The organism is Pseudoalteromonas sp. HL-AS1 (assembly GCF_031198785.1).
GTDB classification, from domain to species: Bacteria; Pseudomonadota; Gammaproteobacteria; order Enterobacterales; family Alteromonadaceae; genus Pseudoalteromonas; species Pseudoalteromonas distincta.
Map to the genome: position 1 here is coordinate 2,503,364 of NZ_CP133569.1, position 17,817 is coordinate 2,521,180.

A 17,817-nucleotide genomic window follows, 5' to 3' on the forward strand; every position below is an offset into this window, starting at 1 on the left:
CGTTGTCAGCGAGTTCCATCACCTTATCAGCATACGATAAGTCACTGCCGCTCAGACTCAACTATCTGCACAACCAGATAGTGCCATAAACAATTTGGCTCCTACCGTATTGCTCATGTATTTCAGATAGACTCGTGGTTCATTAAAGCATTCCTTGCTAGTGCTGAACTCCGGGCACACTATACGTCACATCACCGCACCACACGGTATCTGGCTCAACAACATCAAATTGTCTATCAAGCAGATTTGGAATTTCAAGGTGCTCATTACCGCCGCGTTTATATGAATGTTGAGGTACTTGGCAGCTTTCAAGCTTTAATTTAACCATTAGCTTAGCAGCACGATAACGACTCAATTCAAAATCATTGTTCGTTGCTATTGCCGCGATTGTCCGCGCCCCAGCTGAGCCGCCGCTCATTGCATGTATTGCTCTAACTTCAGCCTCTAGCCTTATTTGTTCTGGTGTCGGCGTTGTATCCCTTATAGCCCAATATTTATAACTGCTACGATGCACATTGAATACGTTACACAGCACGCTAATTGGGTAACGCTTTCGTTGATTTAGTTTCTCAATTAACGAGAATTGTTCAGGGAGTCGGACATCAAGAGAGCGGTAGCCTTTTTTAATATATCCTTTTCTAATTCGATGCGTTGGATTTGCTTTTTAAGTTCGCGGATTTCAATTTGTTCGGGCGTCATTGGCGAAGCCGATGGTGGCTGGCCATTACGCTCTTGCTTTAATTGAGTAACCCACTTACTAACGGTTGATTTACCCACACCCATCGCTTTGGCTGCTTCTTCTTGAGTATAACTTTGGTCAACTACAAGCTGAGCTGTTTCTAATTTGATTGCTGCAGAATACGTTGCACGTTTTAATTTCGTCATTTTTTCACCCAAATTTGTATGCTTATCAGCATAACATTTCTTTCTTAATGGGTGGCCAAAATTACTTTACCACTACAATTTGTACTTGAGTTCTACTTTGCTCAACTTCTTTCTCAGCCGTTTGCGCTGCATGAGAAGCACTTGCAGCTGATTGAGAGATATCTCCTACACTCTGTTTCATCTCTTCCATTGATTGCTTTACAATCTCAGCATCAGTGGTTTGTTTAGTCGTTGCACGCTCCGCTTGTTCCATCCCCTGCACTAAGCGAGTAGAGTTTTCCATTAACGGTTCGCAAACCGCGATAATTTCTAACACCGTTTTTTTCAATATGCCAATAAAAGAGTTGAAGTTTATAGATACTTGACCTATTTAATCTTCAGAGTTAACTGTCAATTTAGTGCTTAGCGAGCCTTTACCGCTTGCTAATAAGCTTAAATTATTTGCCGCATCACTTGCCGAAGAAGCAATTCGCTTAGCTATCCAAATAGCCATAAAGAGCAATAAAATAAGCGATACAATAGAAACAACTAACATTAACGTAAGGGCGTAATCAGAGCGGTCCTTTGTGCTTGCAACAAGTTCAAAAAAAACGATCGTCAGCTTTGACTTGTGCTGCCTTAAACTTTTCTAGGACATCGTTATAAAGCGCTGTTTTCCTCTGTGCTTGTTGTTGAATTTTACTAAAATCTGCTGTTCCATTTACCATGCCATTTGCGATAGTCGCTGATATTTTTTCGTAATTTGCGAGCTGCTCTTTAGTGTCACTGTGAATGTAAGAGGCATTTATTTTTTCTATCGCAATAATATTCAATTCAAGTTGCTTGTATGTGTCAGATGCTTTCTCGACTAAATCTTGCTCACCAAATGTACGGCTTGGGTGTAAAGTTCGTCCAGCTTCTCTAAAATACCAACATTAGCTGATGTTAACTTAACAACTTTGTAGGATGATTTTTCCATTTCATCAAGTGCAATTCTATTATCATTCATAGCAAAATAGTTGATCAGAACAATCACTAAAAATGCAACGACAGCAATACTCGTAATCGCATGTATTTTTTTACTTATGCTGAGATTTTGAAAAGAGAAGCCTGAAGCCATTGTGAATAGCTTATTTTATTGTCTAAATCTATTATCGGCTTATTACTCATAAGTGTTAACTAAATTTGTAATATTTCTAGTTTTTTTTACAAATAATTCAAAATTCTACATAACTAATTGCCCTTTAAAAAAGAAAGTACAAATAACATTCAATTTAAATTGCAGGCACAAAAAAACCAGTAACATTTCTGTTACTGGTTTCTAAATTTGGTGCGGATGGGGGGACTTGAACCCCCATGCCCGAAAGCACCACCCCCTCAAGGTGGCGTGTCTACCAATTCCACCACATCCGCATTTTTAAGCTCTCGCTTATTTGTTAAACATATGATTTATTTGAGGAGTATAAATCGTTTAACGATAACATTACGCTAAATTAGTTCGGTACGTCAGAGCTTTGCTCTTTAGTAGATGTTACCGGAACATCTTCTTCAACAGGAACTACAGTTTCCACTGCAGGAGCTGCTTCTAGGTTTTCCCATTCGTCAGTCTTTTTAATTTGACCTGCAGTTAGGTTACCTAACACAATGCTTAATACAAAAAATACCGTTGCTAAGCTTGTGGTTGTTTTTGTCATAAAGTTACCTGCACCTGACGAACCAAAAACTGTGCCTGATGCACCAGCGCCAAATGAAGAACCCATATCTGCGCCTTTACCTTGTTGAATTAAAACCATTCCAACTAGAGCCAAAGCCACAACTAAATAAACTACTAATAAAATTTCGTACATCTTATACAGTCCCTTTTGCACTGTTACAGATTGCAGTAAAAGATTCTGCTTTTAGACTTGCGCCGCCAATTAAGCCGCCATCTATATCTGTTTGTGCAAATAATAATTCGCTATTTTTTTCATTAACGCTACCACCATATAAGATGGAAAGCCCTTGTGCTAAATTGCTATCAAGTGATGCAATTTTGTCACGGATAAATTTATGAACAGTTTGTGCCTGCTCTGGCGATGCAGTCTTACCTGTGCCTATGGCCCAAACGGGCTCGTATGCTATCACAGAATCTTTCAGTGCTGCTACACCTAATTTCTCTATTACTGCATCAATTTGTGCAGCAACTACTTGTTCGGTTTGACCGTTTTCTTGCTCACTTTCGCTCTCGCCTACACATAATATTGGTGTTAACCCAACTTGCTGTGCTCTAGCAAACTTTTCAGCGACTGTTGCATTACTTTCGTTATAAATACTGCGGCGTTCAGAGTGACCAACGAGTACGTAAGTTGCACCTAAGTCTTTTAGAAGCTGTCCGTCTACTTCACCGGTAAACGCACCAGGTGTATTTTCAGAAACAGTTTGAGCACCTGTAGAAACACCACTAGCTATCATCGCAGGTACAAGTGGGAATGGAGGAAATAAAACAATGTCCATCTCTTGTGATTTTACATCGTTAATAGCATCAGACATTTGTTTAACTAGCTCTAACGAACCATTCATTTTCCAGTTGCCTGCGACCATCGCCTTGCGTATTGCCATTTTCCACTCCACATTAGAAAGCGGGCGAGATATTAACTTTTCTCGCCCAAAGTTACAAGAGGTTATTGTTATTAATCAGTCTGTTTGCTCATAGATTCTACAACAGCTGCAATTTTTTGAGCGCTGTCTATTACAATTTTTTCTTGCTCGGCTTCAACCATAACACGAACAACAGGTTCTGTGCCTGATTTGCGCAGTAAAACTCGGCCTTTGTCGCCTAAAGCAAGCTCAACTTCTGCTACAGCTGAAAGTACCTCTGGCGCTTTTGTCGGATCTGTTCCAGCGGTATAGCGCACGTTAATCATTTTCATTGGATATTTAGTAAAACCAGCACCCAAATCTTGTAGTGTACGGTTTTGTGCAACCATAGCTGCAAGTACTTGCAAACTTGATATAATGCCATCACCCGTGCTAATTAAATCTAAATTTAATACATGGCCTGAGCTTTCACCGCCAATTTTCCAGCCTTTTTGCTGTAGTAATTCCATTACATAGCGGTCACCCACTTTACTGCGAGCAAACTCGATACCTTTTGCTTTTAAAGCATTTTCAAGACCCATGTTAGACATTACAGTGCCAACTACACCTCCACCCAACATATCATCTTCGGCAGCTTGGCAAGCAATAATATAAACTAAATCGTCACCATCAAATACACGACCATTATGATCAACCATCATTACACGATCGCCATCCCCATCGTATGCAATACCTACGTCAGCTTTAAATTCAAGCACTTTGCGTTTAAGGGTATCTACATGAGTAGCGCCACATTCATGATTTATATTAACGCCATTAGGCTCGCATGCATGTGTTATAACTTCAGCGCCAAGTTCGCGCATGACAGAAGGAGCTATATGGTATGTAGCGCCATTTGCGCAATCGACAACAATTTTAAGCCCTTCTAAAGATAACCCTTGGGGGAACTGGCTCTTACAAAACTCTATATAACGGCCGTCTGCACTAACTAAACGCGAAGCTTTGCCTAATTTATCTGAAGCAACACATGTCATTTGCTCATCAAGCATCGCTTCAATTTGAAGCTCTACTGCATCATCAAGCTTTAAGCCTTGACCATTGAAAAACTTAATACCGTTATCGTAATACGGATTATGTGAGGCACTAATTACAATACCTGCCTCAGCACGAAATGTTTGCGCTAAATACGCAACTGCAGGTGTCGGCATTGGACCCAGTAATACAACATCAATACCAGCGGCAATTAAACCAGCCTCAAGTGCGGTTTCAAGCATATAGCCCGAAATACGCGTATCTTTACCTATAATGACTTTTTTAGTACCACTTTGAGATAATACGCGCCCTGCAGCCCAACCCAACTTCATTGCAAACTCAGGGTTAATAGGTGGCGTTCCTACTAGACCACGTACGCCATCAGTACCAAAATATTTTCTTTCTTTCATTATGCAATTCCTTTCTCGCAGGCTTGATATACACCAAGTACGTCTGCGGTTTCTTTAACGTCATGTACACGAATAATTTTTGCGCCATTTTGCACCGCGATTAACGCACCCGCTAAGCTGCCCGCTAATCGCTCATTTGTTTCTCTATTTAATAGATTACCTATCATCGACTTACGAGATAATCCGGCCAATAATGGCAAACCTAACTTGTTAAAATCATCAAACTTAGCCAATATTTGATAGTTATGGCTAAGTGTTTTTCCAAATCCAAAACCAGGGTCTAGAATAAGTCGCTCAAACTTAATCCCTGCTGTTTCACATGCTTTAATACGTTCACTAAAAAACATATTTATATCTGCAAACAGATTGTCGTAATGAGGTGCGCACTGCATGCTGCGGGGTTGCCCTTGCATATGCATTAAACAAATTGCTACATCTTCATACTGCGCAAGCGTTTCTAAGGCGTTTATTTCTTGTAGAGCTCTTACATCATTGACTATATCTGCCCCAGCGAGTATTGCTTGCTCCATAACTTGCGCTTTACTAGTATCAATTGAAATAACGCAATCACTGTACTCACGTATCGCTTTAATAGCAGGAATTACTCGGGCAAGTTCATCTTTTAAACTCACATCTGGCGCGCCGGGGCGGGTAGATTCTCCCCCTATATCTAAAATTTGCGCACCGTCATCTAATAATTGCATTGCGCGCTTTAGCGCTATTTTGGGGTCTATAAACTGCCCGCCGTCAGAAAATGAGTCTGGCGTTACATTCAATATTCCCATAATAACAGGCTTTTCAATATTGAGCGTACGTCCTCTGGGAAGCTTTAATATATTAGTCATTGCCAACCTTTATTCTTTTTCTAAATAGCTGATACAAAAAAGCCCCGAAATTCGGGGCTTTCATTACTATTTTAACGATTATTCAGCTTTATCATCAAGGTTTGTTTCATCTTTTTTCGATGAATCATCCGCTTTTTGACTTTCATCAAGCACTGGCTCTTGCTCTTTTACCGGCTTAGCTTCATGGCGGTCATGAGCATCGCGCGGCTCACGCACTGGTTGGCGTGCCATTAAATCATCAATTTGCTTAGCGTCGATTGTTTCGTATTTCATTAACGCGTCTTTCATTGAGTGAAGAATATCAATATTTTCTTTTAATATTTCTTCTGCTCTTTGGTAGTTACGATCTGAAAACAAGCGTACTTCAGCATCAATTACTTTAGCAGTATCATCCGACATACTAGATGCACGGCTTCCGCCACCACCCATATACATCTCGTTTTGATCTTCAGCGTAAAGCAATGGACCTAGCTTTTCACTTAAACCCCAATGTGTAACCATTTTACGTGCAATATCAGTTGCGCGCTCAATATCGTTACTTGCACCCGTTGTTACTTTGTCAGCACCATAAATAAGCGCTTCAGCAATACGGCCACCATAAAGGCTTGAAATCATTGATTCTAAAAGTTCTTTTGAATGACTAACACGGTCTTGTTCAGGCAAGTACATTGTTACACCTAGCGCACGGCCACGTGGAATAATAGATACTTTGTAAACTGGATCATGTTCAGGAACCATACGGCCCACAATTGCGTGGCCTGCTTCGTGATATGCTGTCATTTCTTTTTCTTGCTCGCTCATCACCATGGTTTTGCGCTCTGCGCCCATCATGATTTTATCTTTAGCAGCGTCAAATTCAGCCATACTTACAACACGTTTATTACCACGTGCAGCATAAAGTGCAGCTTCGTTTACTAAGTTCGCTAAATCAGCGCCAGAAAAACCTGGTGTTCCACGTGCTATAAGAGCCGCTTCTACGTTATCGCCTAATGGCACTTTACGCATGTGTACTTTAAGTATTTGCTCACGACCACGTATATCAGGTAAACCTACTTCTACTTGACGGTCAAAACGACCTGGACGAAGTAATGCAGGGTCTAGAACATCTGGTCGGTTAGTTGCCGCAATAACGATAATACCTTCGTTACCACCAAAACCATCCATTTCTACTAGCATTTGGTTGAGTGTTTGCTCACGTTCATCGTTACCGCCGCCCATACCTGCGCCACGTTTACGACCAACCGCATCAATCTCATCTATAAAGATAATACAAGGTGCCGCTTTTTTAGCTTGTTCAAACATATCACGTACACGTGACGCACCAACACCGACAAACATTTCAACAAAATCTGAACCAGAAATTGTAAAAAACGGTACTTTCGCTTCACCCGCAACAGCCTTTGCAAGTAACGTTTTACCAGTACCAGGAGGACCAACCATTAGTACGCCTTTAGGAATACTACCGCCAAGCTTTTGAAACTTAGAAGGGTCACGTAAAAAGTCTACCAATTCGGTAACATCTTCTTTCGCTTCATCACAACCAGCAACATCTGCAAACGTTGTTTTAATTTGATCTTCGCTCATTAAACGGGCTTTACTCTTACCAAATGACATAGCGCCTTTACCGCCGCCGCCTTGCATTTGACGCATGAAGAATATCCATACACCTATAAGCAGTATCATCGGGAACCAAGAAATAAATATACTTGCTAAGAATGATTGTTCTTCAGGTTGTACCCCCTTCACATTTACATCATTTTTAAGTAAATCATTTATTAAGTCTTCATCGTACATTGGCATCGTTGTTTGAAAACGCTCACCACTGCTCTTAGTACCAGTAATATTTCCTGTACCGCGGTCGATAATAACTTCTTGTAAAGAGCCACTGCGGACATCTTTAACAAATTGAGTGTAACTTGTTTGACGATCAACTTGCTCGCCACCATTAAAGCTCTGAAAGACTGACATCAGCACAACTGCAATCACCAGCCATAGTATTAAATTTTTCGCCATATCGCTCAAGGGGTTAACCTCTTGTATCCAATTAATTTAAATTCAACTAAACGCCAAGCAACTGTACTACAGTTTGTATCCAGTCGCTACTATATATACTTCCCGAGAACGGGCACGTGAGGCATCAGGTTTGCGTATTTTCACTGCTTTAAAACTATTACGTACATCTTGCAAGTATTGATCAAAGCCTTCACCTTGGAAAACCTTAACAATAAATGCGCCATTTTTCTTTAGTACTTGACTACACATATCCAGCGCAAGTTCTACCAAATACATACTACCCGCTTGATCTACTGAGTTATTACCACTCATATTTGGTGCCATGTCAGAGAGTACCACATCAACATTTTTACCATCAATACGTTTTAGCAACGCATTTAACACAGCTTCTTCACGAAAGTCACCTTGTAAAAAGTCAACACCCGCAAGTGAGTCCATAGGTAATATGTCACAGGCAATTACTTGACCTTTGTCACCTACTTTTTCTGCCAAATACTGTGACCAGCTTCCTGGAGCTGCTCCTAAATCAACAACGGTCATACCAGGGCGAAGTAACTTATCTCTATTTTGTACTTCATCTAATTTAAAAACCGCTCGTGAACGCCAGCCTTTTTTTTGCGCTTCTTGAACATATTTATCATCAAAATGTTCTTTCAGCCATCGCTGTGAACTGGCTGACTGTTTTTTATTTGTCATAAATTAACACGCAACTAATTAGTAATATTCTCTAGATGGCGTTAGAATACCCTTAATTCAAGCCATATTCAGCAAAATTTGTATAAACATGACATTATCAAACAAACAAAAGCAGTTTTTAAAAGGTCAGGCACATAGCCTCAAGCCTGTAGTTTTACTAGGTTCTAACGGTTTAACCGAAGGCGTAGTAGTCGAAATTCAAAGTGCATTAGAAATTCACGAATTAATCAAAGTTAAAGTTCCAACTGATGATCGTGAAACAAAAGCACTTATTTTTGAAGCAATCGTACGTGAAACTGGTGCGACTAAGCTACAAACGATAGGTCACACTATTGTGCTTTATCGTCAAAGCGTTGAGAAAAAAATACATTTACCGCGTAACTAATTATTCCTGTTAAAGGATTTAATGCGTTTAAATTGAAAAAACCAGTTTAATGCTGGTTTTTTATTATTTAACGTTTTAAATCAAAAACTCATTTTATGATGGGTTACATCATATTCACTACCATTACTACTGGGCTTCTTATTCAATATAAAGTACTGAGTAAATTGTGTTTCACTCATTGCTGGCACTTTTTCATTCGAAAGTAGCTCGGCTAGTTGCGGTGTTGTATTGCTGTGCCCAATAACAACAACTACACCTTTTAGTTTTAGTAACTCATTTTTTAAATCACTTAGCTCACCTGCGTTATACACATTTACGTCGGTATTAAAATATGCCTGCAAAGGGGCCGCTGTTTGTAACGTGCGTTTATAGTTGCTGCTAAAAAGATGTATATTTTGATGTTCTTTAAACAAAGTAACTAAATTATTTGCACGTGCCTTCCCCTCTTCTGAGAGCGCTGGGTTTTTCCCCGTTAACTTTTCGCTATGACGAAACAAATATATCTCATCAGGTGCTGCAAACACTAAACTACAATTGAATGACATGACTAAAAAAGTGATTGCTAATATTATTTTATTATTCATATTTTTTTACCTCGTTTGTATTCTAATAGCCTGTCGATAAATTCAGTCGTTAGCTCATTGATTACGCCGGTTTCAGCATTAACTATTAAGCTAAAACCAACATTTAAGTGGGGAAACACAACCACATCGCTTCTATATCCTTGCACCCAGCCACTATGATAGTAAAGCGTTTCATCAGCGTAATTATAAACCCGCCAACCTAGTCCGTAATAAGCCTCATTAAGGTGTTTTTTCCACACCCTGCGATGCATTTCTTTTTTTGTATGTGTATAAGGACGCGTTTGCTTTGCTAGAGTATCCAATGACAAAACATCTGGGTATTGCCCTAGCTGGGCTTTTAACCAAATGGCCATGTCATTTGCACTTGCGTTTACACCCGCTGCAGGTCCCACTTTATAATAATTTTTTTTAAGCTTAGCGCTATACCAACGTTTTGTACCGCGCACGTGTGGTAATGCGTAATTTTCATCCTGAACCATAGATTCAAAACCTAAGCTGGCATCACTCATTTTTAAAGGCGCAAAAATAGTTTCTCGTAACCACTGCGCGTAACTTTTACCACTGCTTTGTAATATCACATTACCTATAAGGCTAAACATAACATTTTGATAACCGTAACATTCGCCTGGTTTGCAAATAGGTTTAACACTAAGTAATTTTTCAACAATACTGGGGTAATCCATACGAGACTCTATCAAATTATCGTACGCATTAGGCACTAACCCACTTGCATGACTTAGAAGGTGAAATACCTTTAAATCATCTTGATAAACAGTCCCTTTGAACTCAGTTATGTAATCGCTAACAGCTTTATCTAATTTAAGTAAACCCTCATTGGCTAATTTAGCTGATAACGAGCCTGCAAATGTTTTAGAAACAGACGCGAGCCTAAACCGGGTATGCTTATTTACTTTTTGTCCATTTCGGGTTTTAGTTACACCCATGGTGTGGATGTAGTCTGAGTTGTTTGTACTTACAATCGAAAGTGCAGCGCCTGGTATACCTTTATTTTTCAGTTTTTTTTGCGCATAACGGCCGTACTTTTTTACAAATGCATCCCAATCAGGATCTGCTTTTGCTGCAAAACTCACAGAGCTAAACAACAAACACAAAGCAGGTAGGCTATACAATAAAGATTTGAGATACTTCATTTTTATAAATTTTATCTTTTTAACTACATCTATGTAGATAATATCATGAAGTTTTGTTTGGACTAACGTACAATACGACGATTATTTGGTTTTAAGCGAGTGTTTAGTACTTATGCGTTTTTTTGTTGTGTCACTTTTTGTTATATTATCAACTGGTTGTACTCTTACAAAGCAGCCGGCCGAGCCACTGGCTATGCCATTAAAGCCAACATTAAAAAGTCAGACCTACCAGCTTGAGTACACCACAGAACACTCATCCCCAAAAGTTAAATCCGTTCAACTTCCTGCACATAAGGTAGTTAGAAACCAAACAGTAAAAATTATTACCGATAAGGCAAGTGTAACCGATAAACTTTTATCGCAAATTAGCCAAGCACTTAACGATAAACAGCTAAAAGTAACCACTAAAAATAACAGCGACTACACACTAACTATTCAGCAACTTGATTTAACTTTCACTGACGATGTTAAGTACGCAATAAAGCAACCTGAGAACCCTTTTACATTATATTCAGATATTGCTCAGCAATACCCAACTCAGGAATGCGCTGCAATATTTGCACAAGTAAGTATGCGCCTCACACACAAAGCATCGGGTGATGTTGTTTGGTTTGCTAAATCTTCTATTGATAGTGCAAGTTTTCATCGTGAGCCGCTAGTTTATAGTTTCACCGAAGAGCAAAAAATAACTAATGAGCTTGAGGTTGTCGCTTTTGTCCATCAGCAAAACACTGATGAAGCCCGCATGGAAAGACTTGGAAAAGACATTCAAATTCCTCAGTACAAAACGTTGTCAAAGTTATCTAGCCTTGCCAAGCTTAGTGGTCCATGTAACAGAACAGAAGTAAGCGCATTAACGCCTATGATGCAGTTTTACTTAAGCAGTATATTAATCGATAAAATTAAAGTTCAGTAGGTTTTAGCCAGCTTGCGCTTACACTTACTACATTTTTTTACAGATTAAAGGAACGAATTAACAATATACTACGGTTAATAACAAATAATAATTAGGCCCCATAGGGATGAGAAACACTTTGCTTAACCATACTTTAGTTAGCATAACATTGCTTTTTTGCTTTATTTTTAGCACCACAAGTATGGCAAGTAATCGCTATTATGCAGACAATACGTTAGAGCCAACCCAAGGCTTTGCCTGGGATTGGAGTGCAGGTGCGGGCTTTTATATTGAAGATTCTTACCTAATCGGTATCGAATCTTACGATAAGGGCGTTGAGCTTGATTTAAGTCTTGCTGTTTCTTACGATAAATTTTATCTTGATTTTGATCACAATCAACTCAGCGGTGGTCTTGTAATTGGTTACAGCCTTATAGATAAATTTGATTGGGGCTTAGATATACTTGGCACAAATACTCAAGCTGGATTTGACGAAAAAGGCCTAGGATTTTATAACCATGGTGTTATAAAAGAACTCCAAGGTATTAAAAAACGTAATTACGATTTTGATGTTGGTCTTAGGCTCTCGCGCCGATTTGAAAACTCACAATTCTCCTTTGAATACCTTCATGACGTATCTGGTGCCCATAATGGCTGGGTTATAAATAGCTTTTTTAGCCACATTTTGCCATGGCGAAACTGGGAGTTTAGGTCTGGTGTTGGTTTAAGCGCCTACTCTGCTGACTTTACCAATTATTACTTTGGCATTGATAGCGATGAAGCCACCAGCCTTCGCCCGGTTTATAGCAGCAATGCCAGTACTAGTATTATCTTTGAGTTCCATGCTGAATATCCAATAAGCCAAGATTGGGTGTTTTTATCCGGTTGGCTTACTACATGGTTTTCAAAAGAAATTGACGACAGTCCAATTATTTCCCAAGGATATCAACATAAAGCCAAGGTAGGCCTACGTTATGTATTTTAGATGGATCTGTGTATTACTGATCTTCCCCAGTACCTTTACTGTTAAAGCTCAGGAACCTCCTGAAGCACTCATAGCACTACCCGACACGTGCGTTGCACTTCGCGAAGGGCGAAATTGCTATGCTGACGTTACGCTAACGTGGGAGCAACCTATCATTGGTAATTACTGCCTACGTGACGCCACCTCAAAGTACATAATGCAATGTTGGCTCAAGCAACAGAGCGGTACTTTTAATTATGCATTTGATTCACAGCAAAGTATTTCATTTGAACTATTTGACAGCAATACATCTAAAATAATTAGTGTTGCCGAAGTAAAGCTTCAATGGGTATATCAAAACAGGCAAAAAAAGCGCCGCTGGCGACTATTTTAATACCAATCGCATTAAGGATATTTTCATGGATAACTACGGCACTATTTTACTCGTTGAAGACGATGTATCTCTTGCTCAATGGGTTGCTGAATATTTAACAGAGCAAGGCTACACAACGCATGTTTGTCACAGAGGTGACGAAGTAATTAGCCAAGTCAAAACATTAAATCCAAATATCGTGCTCCTAGATATTATGCTCCCGGGGCAAGATGGTATAAGCGTATGTAGAGAGCTTCGTAGTTTTTATAATTCGCCTATTATAATGCTCACCGCACGCGATGAAGAGATGGATGAAGTTATTGGTTTAGAAGTTGGCGCAAGCGACTACATAATGAAGCCGGTGCGTCCGCGTGCATTGCTAGCGCGAATAAAAGCAGCATTGCGTCAAAACAATGAGCCAAATAAGCCACAGGTTAGCCAAAGCGTTATTCAAGTAGGTATGCTTAGTATTAATACCGAATCTAGAAATGTGACCCTTAACGAGCAAGATATAAATATATCAAGCGCCGAATATCTATTATTACACTACCTTGCAAGTAATGCAGGTCAAGTTGTCTCACGCGATGCCGTATTTAAAGCGACGAAAGGTAGAGAGTACGACGGGCTTGATAGAAGTGTTGATGTACTTATTTCTGCACTTCGTAAAAAATTTAATGATGATCCACAAAACCCCGAAAAAATTAAAACTATTTGGGGCCGTGGATATTTACTTGTTTCTACCGCGTGGTAATAGAGCGATGAATAAATAAATGAAAAAGTTTTATATATCGCTTCTAGGCAGTGCACTTTTATCTATTGTGGTATTGGGCTGGCTTATTGATGCTTTTAGTCAACAAGCGCATACCCCACAAGATGAATTTAGTCAGCAAAGTAAAATGATCATGGGTTTTAATAAGCAGTTAGCTAACATACCTACATCTGAGCGCAGCGATTATGTAAAACAACTAGCCCGAGAGTTTGATGTTTTAATTGACTACAAGCCAAATGAGTCACTCGCCTTACCACCTTCTTTATTATTACAAATGCACACGCCAGGTGGGCTGATTTTAGAGGATCAGCAAGGCTTTTATATGCTTTATAGTAGCGACGTTTTAAATCCTTTTCACTTATCAATGCGCTTAGATAAAATTTTTGATAGCGAGCAGCATAACGACATTATATTAACTCTACTATTTTACGCAGGCCTATGTGTATTTATGGGGTTTATTATCGCGCCCTTAGCTAAACGGCTAACTGTCTTAAATGAAGCCGCTAAAAAGTTTGCCTCTGGTAATGTTCAAGCCCGAATAAAGGTATCGCACTTTACCTATATAAAAGATGTAGAGCTTACTTTTAACCGCATGGCTAGCCAAATAGAGAAACTTGTCGCCGAAAACAAACTAATGGCCTCGAGCTTGTCTCACGACATCCGCACCCCTATCGCGTGCCTGCGATTTGGTTTAGATGCGGCATTAGATAGCCATGATGAGCAAAAAGTAAAACAGTATTTAACCCGTATGGAAAACGATTTAGATCATATGGAGTCGATGCTTAGTAGCTATTTAGCATTTGCTACTTTAGAGCAAAACGCGAATAAACTAACCTATTCATCAACCAATATTAAATCCTACCTTGAAGATATTTTAGTTCAACTTGCACCAAAACTTGAAATGCAAATGCTCAACGTACAGCTCAATAGTACAGATAAAATAATAAATGCAGATCTTCACTGGCTGGCTCGTGCAATTACTAACTTATTAACTAATGCATGTGATTTTGCAAACCAACATATTTACCTCAGTGCAAAGTTACACGAGCAACAGCTTATAATAACGGTAGAAGATGACGGCCCTGGTATCGCACAAGAGAACTTTAGTAATGTATTTAGCCCATTTTTTAGAGAGGAAGATCACCGTAACAGAGCAGATAAGAGTTATGGCCTTGGCCTAGCCATTGTTACCAAGGTAGCTGATTGGCATCATGGCAGCGTTAAAGTAAGTAAAAGCACCCAGTTAGGGGGGGCGTGCTTTACTCTCACTATTGCACAGCACCATAATCCGTAAAGCAATAGTTACAGACTGTAATTAACAATTATTAAACAAAATCAACTCGTTATTTTAAACGACTTAATAACAACAATTAAAATCGATGGTTATAACATACACTTTACTTATTAATTTGTGCTAGATCAGCAAATAAGCACTTTTTATTTTTTTACATTTCCAGTAGATTGTCACCGCCGTCACACAATAGAGAAGTACAATAATATGAGCGCAGTTAGAGGCGAATTTAGCTCTCGCTTTGGTTTTATTATGGCCGCCGCGGGTTCTGCCGTTGGTTTGGGCAATATTTGGGGATTCCCTACACAAACAGCAAGTAATGGCGGTGCTGCATTTTTAGTCGCATATTTAGTGCTTGCGTTCTTTTTAGCCTACCCCGCTTTAATGGCTGAACTTATGATTGGACGTCATGGCCAAGCAAACGCAGTGTCATCACTTCAAAAAATATCTAATAAGTCATGGCAAAAACACTTTGCTTTTGCTGTTGGTTTTAGCGGTATTTTATGCGCTGGCTTTATACTAAGCTTTTACGCCATTGTTGCCGGTTGGATGCTCAGCGCCACAGCTGAACCCATAGCCACTTTAGTTGGTGCCAACACAGCATCTACATGGTTAAGCGAGCAATCACTTACTCGAAATATTATATTCACTATGATCTTTATCGTACTAACTGTCGCTATTATAAGTAGAGGCGTTGAAAACGGTATTGAAAAGTGGTCTAAGCGTTTAATGCCTGCACTTTTAGGCATTTTATTTGCACTTATTGCTTATGTGATGACGCAAGATGGTGCTATGGAAGGCTTAAAAGCCTACTTAGTTCCTGACTTTTCATCTATTTTTGACGCAAAACTATTAGTAAGTGCACTAGGGCAAGCTTTCTTCTCTTTATCGCTTGGCACTAGCGTAATGATTATTTACGGCTCGTACATTAGTAAAAAAGAAAATCTCGTTTCTTTAGGTGCCTATGTGACCCTTATTGATGTATTTATAGCCTTTGTTGCAGGTTTACTGATTATTCCGGCTATGTACGTAGCACAAGCTCAAGGCGTTGAAATATTCTCGGCCACAACGGGTAAGCTACTCTCTGAAGATACATTAGTGTTTCAGGTACTCCCCGCTTTATTTGATGGAATGGGCGAAGTTGGCTTATTTGTGGGTTTTTCATTTTTTGCGTTAATGAGTATTGCCGCTTTAACATCATCTATTTCAATGTTAGAGGCGCCAGTATCATACACCGTAGAGCGCTTTGGGATGAAACGCGTTCAAGCAACGTGGTTAATTGGGGCGCTAATCGCTATCGTCAGTATTACAATTGTGTGTAACCTTAGCAGCTTATTTGGCTTAGTAATCACTCTCACTACAAAAGTAGCTCAGCCTTTACTTGGTCTTATGTGTTGTATATTTGTAGGCTGGATTTGGTATAGAGGCTCATTACTAAAAGCAATTCAAGAGGGTAACCCTGAAGTTCACAATACATTGTTTTGGAAAATATGGCCTTGGTATACTAAGTTTGTATGTCCACTTGCTATTGGCATGGTGTTTTTACATTCACTATTGAGCTAAATGATACCTTAGCCTTAAAATAGTTTTAAATAAAATAGCCCACATTAGTGGTAATGCCGTTCACTTAAGGTGAGCGGCTTTTTTATTTCTAGCGTACCGCTGTGGTCTTGGCTTGACTGCACGAGGAAAACCTCGATCCCTTCGAGGCTCTAGAATTAGGCTTTCTGCCATCGCATAAAAGTATTTTAATTGACGTGGTATGGCTCCAGGTGTTGAATAAGGTAATCCAACAAGCAACCTCATTATTTGAGCTAAACTACCATTGAAACTCAGTTGGTACGGTAAATAATCACCTTTTAATGTGTGGCACATTTTTACCATCTGATATCGCACCATATTATAAGTAAGCAACACTCCCCACAGCTCTTGCTTTACAAGCGCTGGTAAGCGACTTCTTAATGTTAATCGATTGCCCAGCATATATTGCTTTTGTTCCCGATAACCAAGCTCTATCTCCCAGCGGTGACTGTACAAATCACCTATATCGGCTGATAGATATCGCATCGGATCTGTCATAGATGTCATCACACTATATGATTTCCCCTTTATTTTTCGAGTCACTAACCTCGCGATTAAGGTGTTAGGCAGCGTTGGCCACATCTTTCTTGCTCTTGGGTTGCTGCTAAGTTGGACTAATTTATCATTACGCCCTAATGTTTGAATAACTTCATATTGCACATTTTTTTTCAGGGGGATTAGCCAATGGCGTTCACTGCCAGTTGTTTGCCATTTATGTAAAAGCCCTAAAGAATAGAAACCTTTGTCGAATAAAGTGAGACTGTTATCGGGTGTGGTTTCTATAAGCTTTTCAGCCAGCACCATTTCATTGACCTTGTAATCATCAAAAGCACTCCCCGTGATTAGGTGGCTGCTTAGCTCCATTTGACACACCATTCTGACCTGTGGGTATTGTGTATTAGTCGGTTTTGTAAAGGCTTCATTGTTTTGGGGTGAGTCATCCGTACGCCAAACGACACCATCGACACCAAGCAAGGTAAGCCCATTCCAATGAGGATGATTAGCGTCATTATTCCAATGCCTTTGGGTGCATTCAAATAAGGCTTTCATGGCGGCTTCACCTAGGTTTTTACGACGCTGAGTTAAAGCACTTGGCGCAACAAATGGCTTACCATCGCGATCAACAATGTCGAGCATATTAACGACATCGGCCATCGATTTGTCATTATAAATAACCATCCCGATCAACAACCAAGCCATCGATTCTAGGGTTAGTTTTCTTTTTCGTAGTGTAACGGTTTCGGTCAGTGCATAGGCTTCTTCGATAAGAGATAAAGGGAGTAAGTCTGCGAGTGTTTCAACGTCATTAGGTTTGATGTTGTTAATAATACCGAGAGCATTAGAAAGTTGCATAAAAAAATCCGAATTCTACAAAAGAATTCGGATT

The 17,817-nt window shown here is 39.6% G+C and carries 16 protein-coding genes, 1 tRNA gene and 2 pseudogenes; 7 read left to right on the top strand and 12 right to left on the bottom strand.

From position 1 onward, the window contains the following. Window positions 1-181: 181 nt before the first annotated feature. The 9 genes and pseudogenes from RB214_RS11585 to rlmE all read right to left on the bottom strand — a co-directional run. A pseudogene (locus RB214_RS11585) lies at window positions 182-885 on the bottom strand (transposase); the annotation flags it as partial. Window positions 886-955: 70 nt separating this feature from the next. Further along, window positions 956-1,984: pseudogene (locus tag RB214_RS11590) on the bottom strand (methyl-accepting chemotaxis protein); the annotation flags it as partial. 208 nt (window positions 1,985-2,192) lie between these two features. Next, window positions 2,193-2,277 (bottom strand) — tRNA-Leu (locus RB214_RS11595). An 80-nt stretch (window positions 2,278-2,357) separates the two neighbouring features. Next, window positions 2,358-2,711, bottom strand: a complete 354-nt coding sequence (gene secG / locus RB214_RS11600; protein ID WP_002962769.1) for a preprotein translocase subunit SecG — start codon at window positions 2,709-2,711, stop codon at window positions 2,358-2,360. 1 nt (window position 2,712) lies between these two features. Continuing rightward, window positions 2,713-3,462 (bottom strand): triose-phosphate isomerase, encoded by a 750-nt coding sequence (gene tpiA, locus RB214_RS11605; RefSeq protein WP_309167024.1) that lies wholly within the window; start codon window positions 3,460-3,462, stop codon window positions 2,713-2,715. Window positions 3,463-3,533: 71 nt separating this feature from the next. Next, entirely contained in the window at window positions 3,534-4,883 is a 1,350-nt protein-coding gene (gene glmM, locus RB214_RS11610) for a phosphoglucosamine mutase (protein WP_309167026.1), read from the bottom strand. Continuing rightward, window positions 4,883-5,728: a dihydropteroate synthase gene (folP, locus tag RB214_RS11615; RefSeq protein ID WP_309167028.1), complete on the bottom strand. Its 846-nt coding sequence runs from the start codon at window positions 5,726-5,728 to the stop codon at window positions 4,883-4,885. Before folP ends, glmM begins: the two co-directional genes overlap by 1 nt. Window positions 5,729-5,806: 78 nt before the next feature. Beyond that, window positions 5,807-7,741: an ATP-dependent zinc metalloprotease FtsH gene (ftsH, locus tag RB214_RS11620; RefSeq protein WP_138488736.1), complete on the bottom strand. Its 1,935-nt coding sequence runs from the start codon at window positions 7,739-7,741 to the stop codon at window positions 5,807-5,809. Between the two features lie 66 nt (window positions 7,742-7,807). Then, a complete protein-coding gene (gene rlmE, locus RB214_RS11625) occupies window positions 7,808-8,437 on the bottom strand; it encodes a 23S rRNA (uridine(2552)-2'-O)-methyltransferase RlmE (RefSeq protein ID WP_002963155.1) in 630 nt (209 codons plus the stop codon). An 88-nt stretch (window positions 8,438-8,525) separates the two neighbouring features. On the opposite strand from rlmE, the gene yhbY reads away from it, so the two are divergent. Continuing rightward, on the top strand, window positions 8,526-8,822 hold the full coding sequence (gene yhbY, locus RB214_RS11630) for a ribosome assembly RNA-binding protein YhbY (RefSeq protein WP_002963153.1): 297 nt from the start codon (window positions 8,526-8,528) through the stop codon (window positions 8,820-8,822). A gap of 80 nt (window positions 8,823-8,902) precedes the next feature. Here yhbY and RB214_RS11635 read toward each other — a convergent pair whose 3' ends face one another. Continuing rightward, window positions 8,903-9,406 (bottom strand): histidine phosphatase family protein, encoded by a 504-nt coding sequence (locus RB214_RS11635; protein WP_309167033.1) that lies wholly within the window; start codon window positions 9,404-9,406, stop codon window positions 8,903-8,905. Next, a complete protein-coding gene (locus RB214_RS11640; protein ID WP_024597089.1) occupies window positions 9,403-10,557 on the bottom strand; it encodes a serine hydrolase in 1,155 nt (384 codons plus the stop codon). The genes RB214_RS11635 and RB214_RS11640 overlap by 4 nt, the downstream gene beginning before the upstream one ends. Before the next feature lie 112 nt (window positions 10,558-10,669). Between RB214_RS11640 and RB214_RS11645 the strand changes: the two genes are divergently transcribed. The 6 genes from RB214_RS11645 to RB214_RS11670 all read left to right on the top strand — a co-directional run bounded on the left by RB214_RS11645 (window position 10,670) and on the right by RB214_RS11670 (window position 16,412). Next, window positions 10,670-11,473, top strand: coding sequence for a hypothetical protein (locus RB214_RS11645; protein ID WP_309167037.1), 804 nt, complete (start codon window positions 10,670-10,672; stop codon window positions 11,471-11,473). Window positions 11,474-11,654: 181 nt separating this feature from the next. Further along, complete coding sequence (locus RB214_RS11650) at window positions 11,655-12,437, top strand: MipA/OmpV family protein (protein ID WP_309167039.1); 783 nt, start codon at window positions 11,655-11,657, stop codon at window positions 12,435-12,437. Continuing rightward, a complete protein-coding gene (locus tag RB214_RS11655) occupies window positions 12,427-12,810 on the top strand; it encodes a DUF3019 domain-containing protein (protein ID WP_024599162.1) in 384 nt (127 codons plus the stop codon). Before RB214_RS11650 ends, RB214_RS11655 begins: the two co-directional genes overlap by 11 nt. A 25-nt stretch (window positions 12,811-12,835) precedes the next feature. Next, complete coding sequence (locus tag RB214_RS11660) at window positions 12,836-13,540, top strand: response regulator transcription factor (RefSeq protein WP_309167043.1); 705 nt, start codon at window positions 12,836-12,838, stop codon at window positions 13,538-13,540. Window positions 13,541-13,559: 19 nt separating this feature from the next. Then, window positions 13,560-14,852 carry a HAMP domain-containing sensor histidine kinase gene (locus RB214_RS11665; RefSeq protein WP_182682682.1) on the top strand — a complete coding sequence of 431 codons (1,293 nt, stop codon included), beginning with the start codon at window positions 13,560-13,562 and terminating at the stop codon, window positions 14,850-14,852. Window positions 14,853-15,056: 204 nt separating this feature from the next. Continuing rightward, a complete protein-coding gene (locus RB214_RS11670; protein WP_309167047.1) occupies window positions 15,057-16,412 on the top strand; it encodes a sodium-dependent transporter in 1,356 nt (451 codons plus the stop codon). Between the two features lie 60 nt (window positions 16,413-16,472). On the opposite strand, the gene RB214_RS11675 is transcribed toward RB214_RS11670, so the two are convergent. Next, window positions 16,473-17,783 (bottom strand): IS4 family transposase, encoded by a 1,311-nt coding sequence (locus RB214_RS11675; protein ID WP_309167049.1) that lies wholly within the window; start codon window positions 17,781-17,783, stop codon window positions 16,473-16,475. Between the last annotated feature and the right edge of the window lie 34 nt (window positions 17,784-17,817).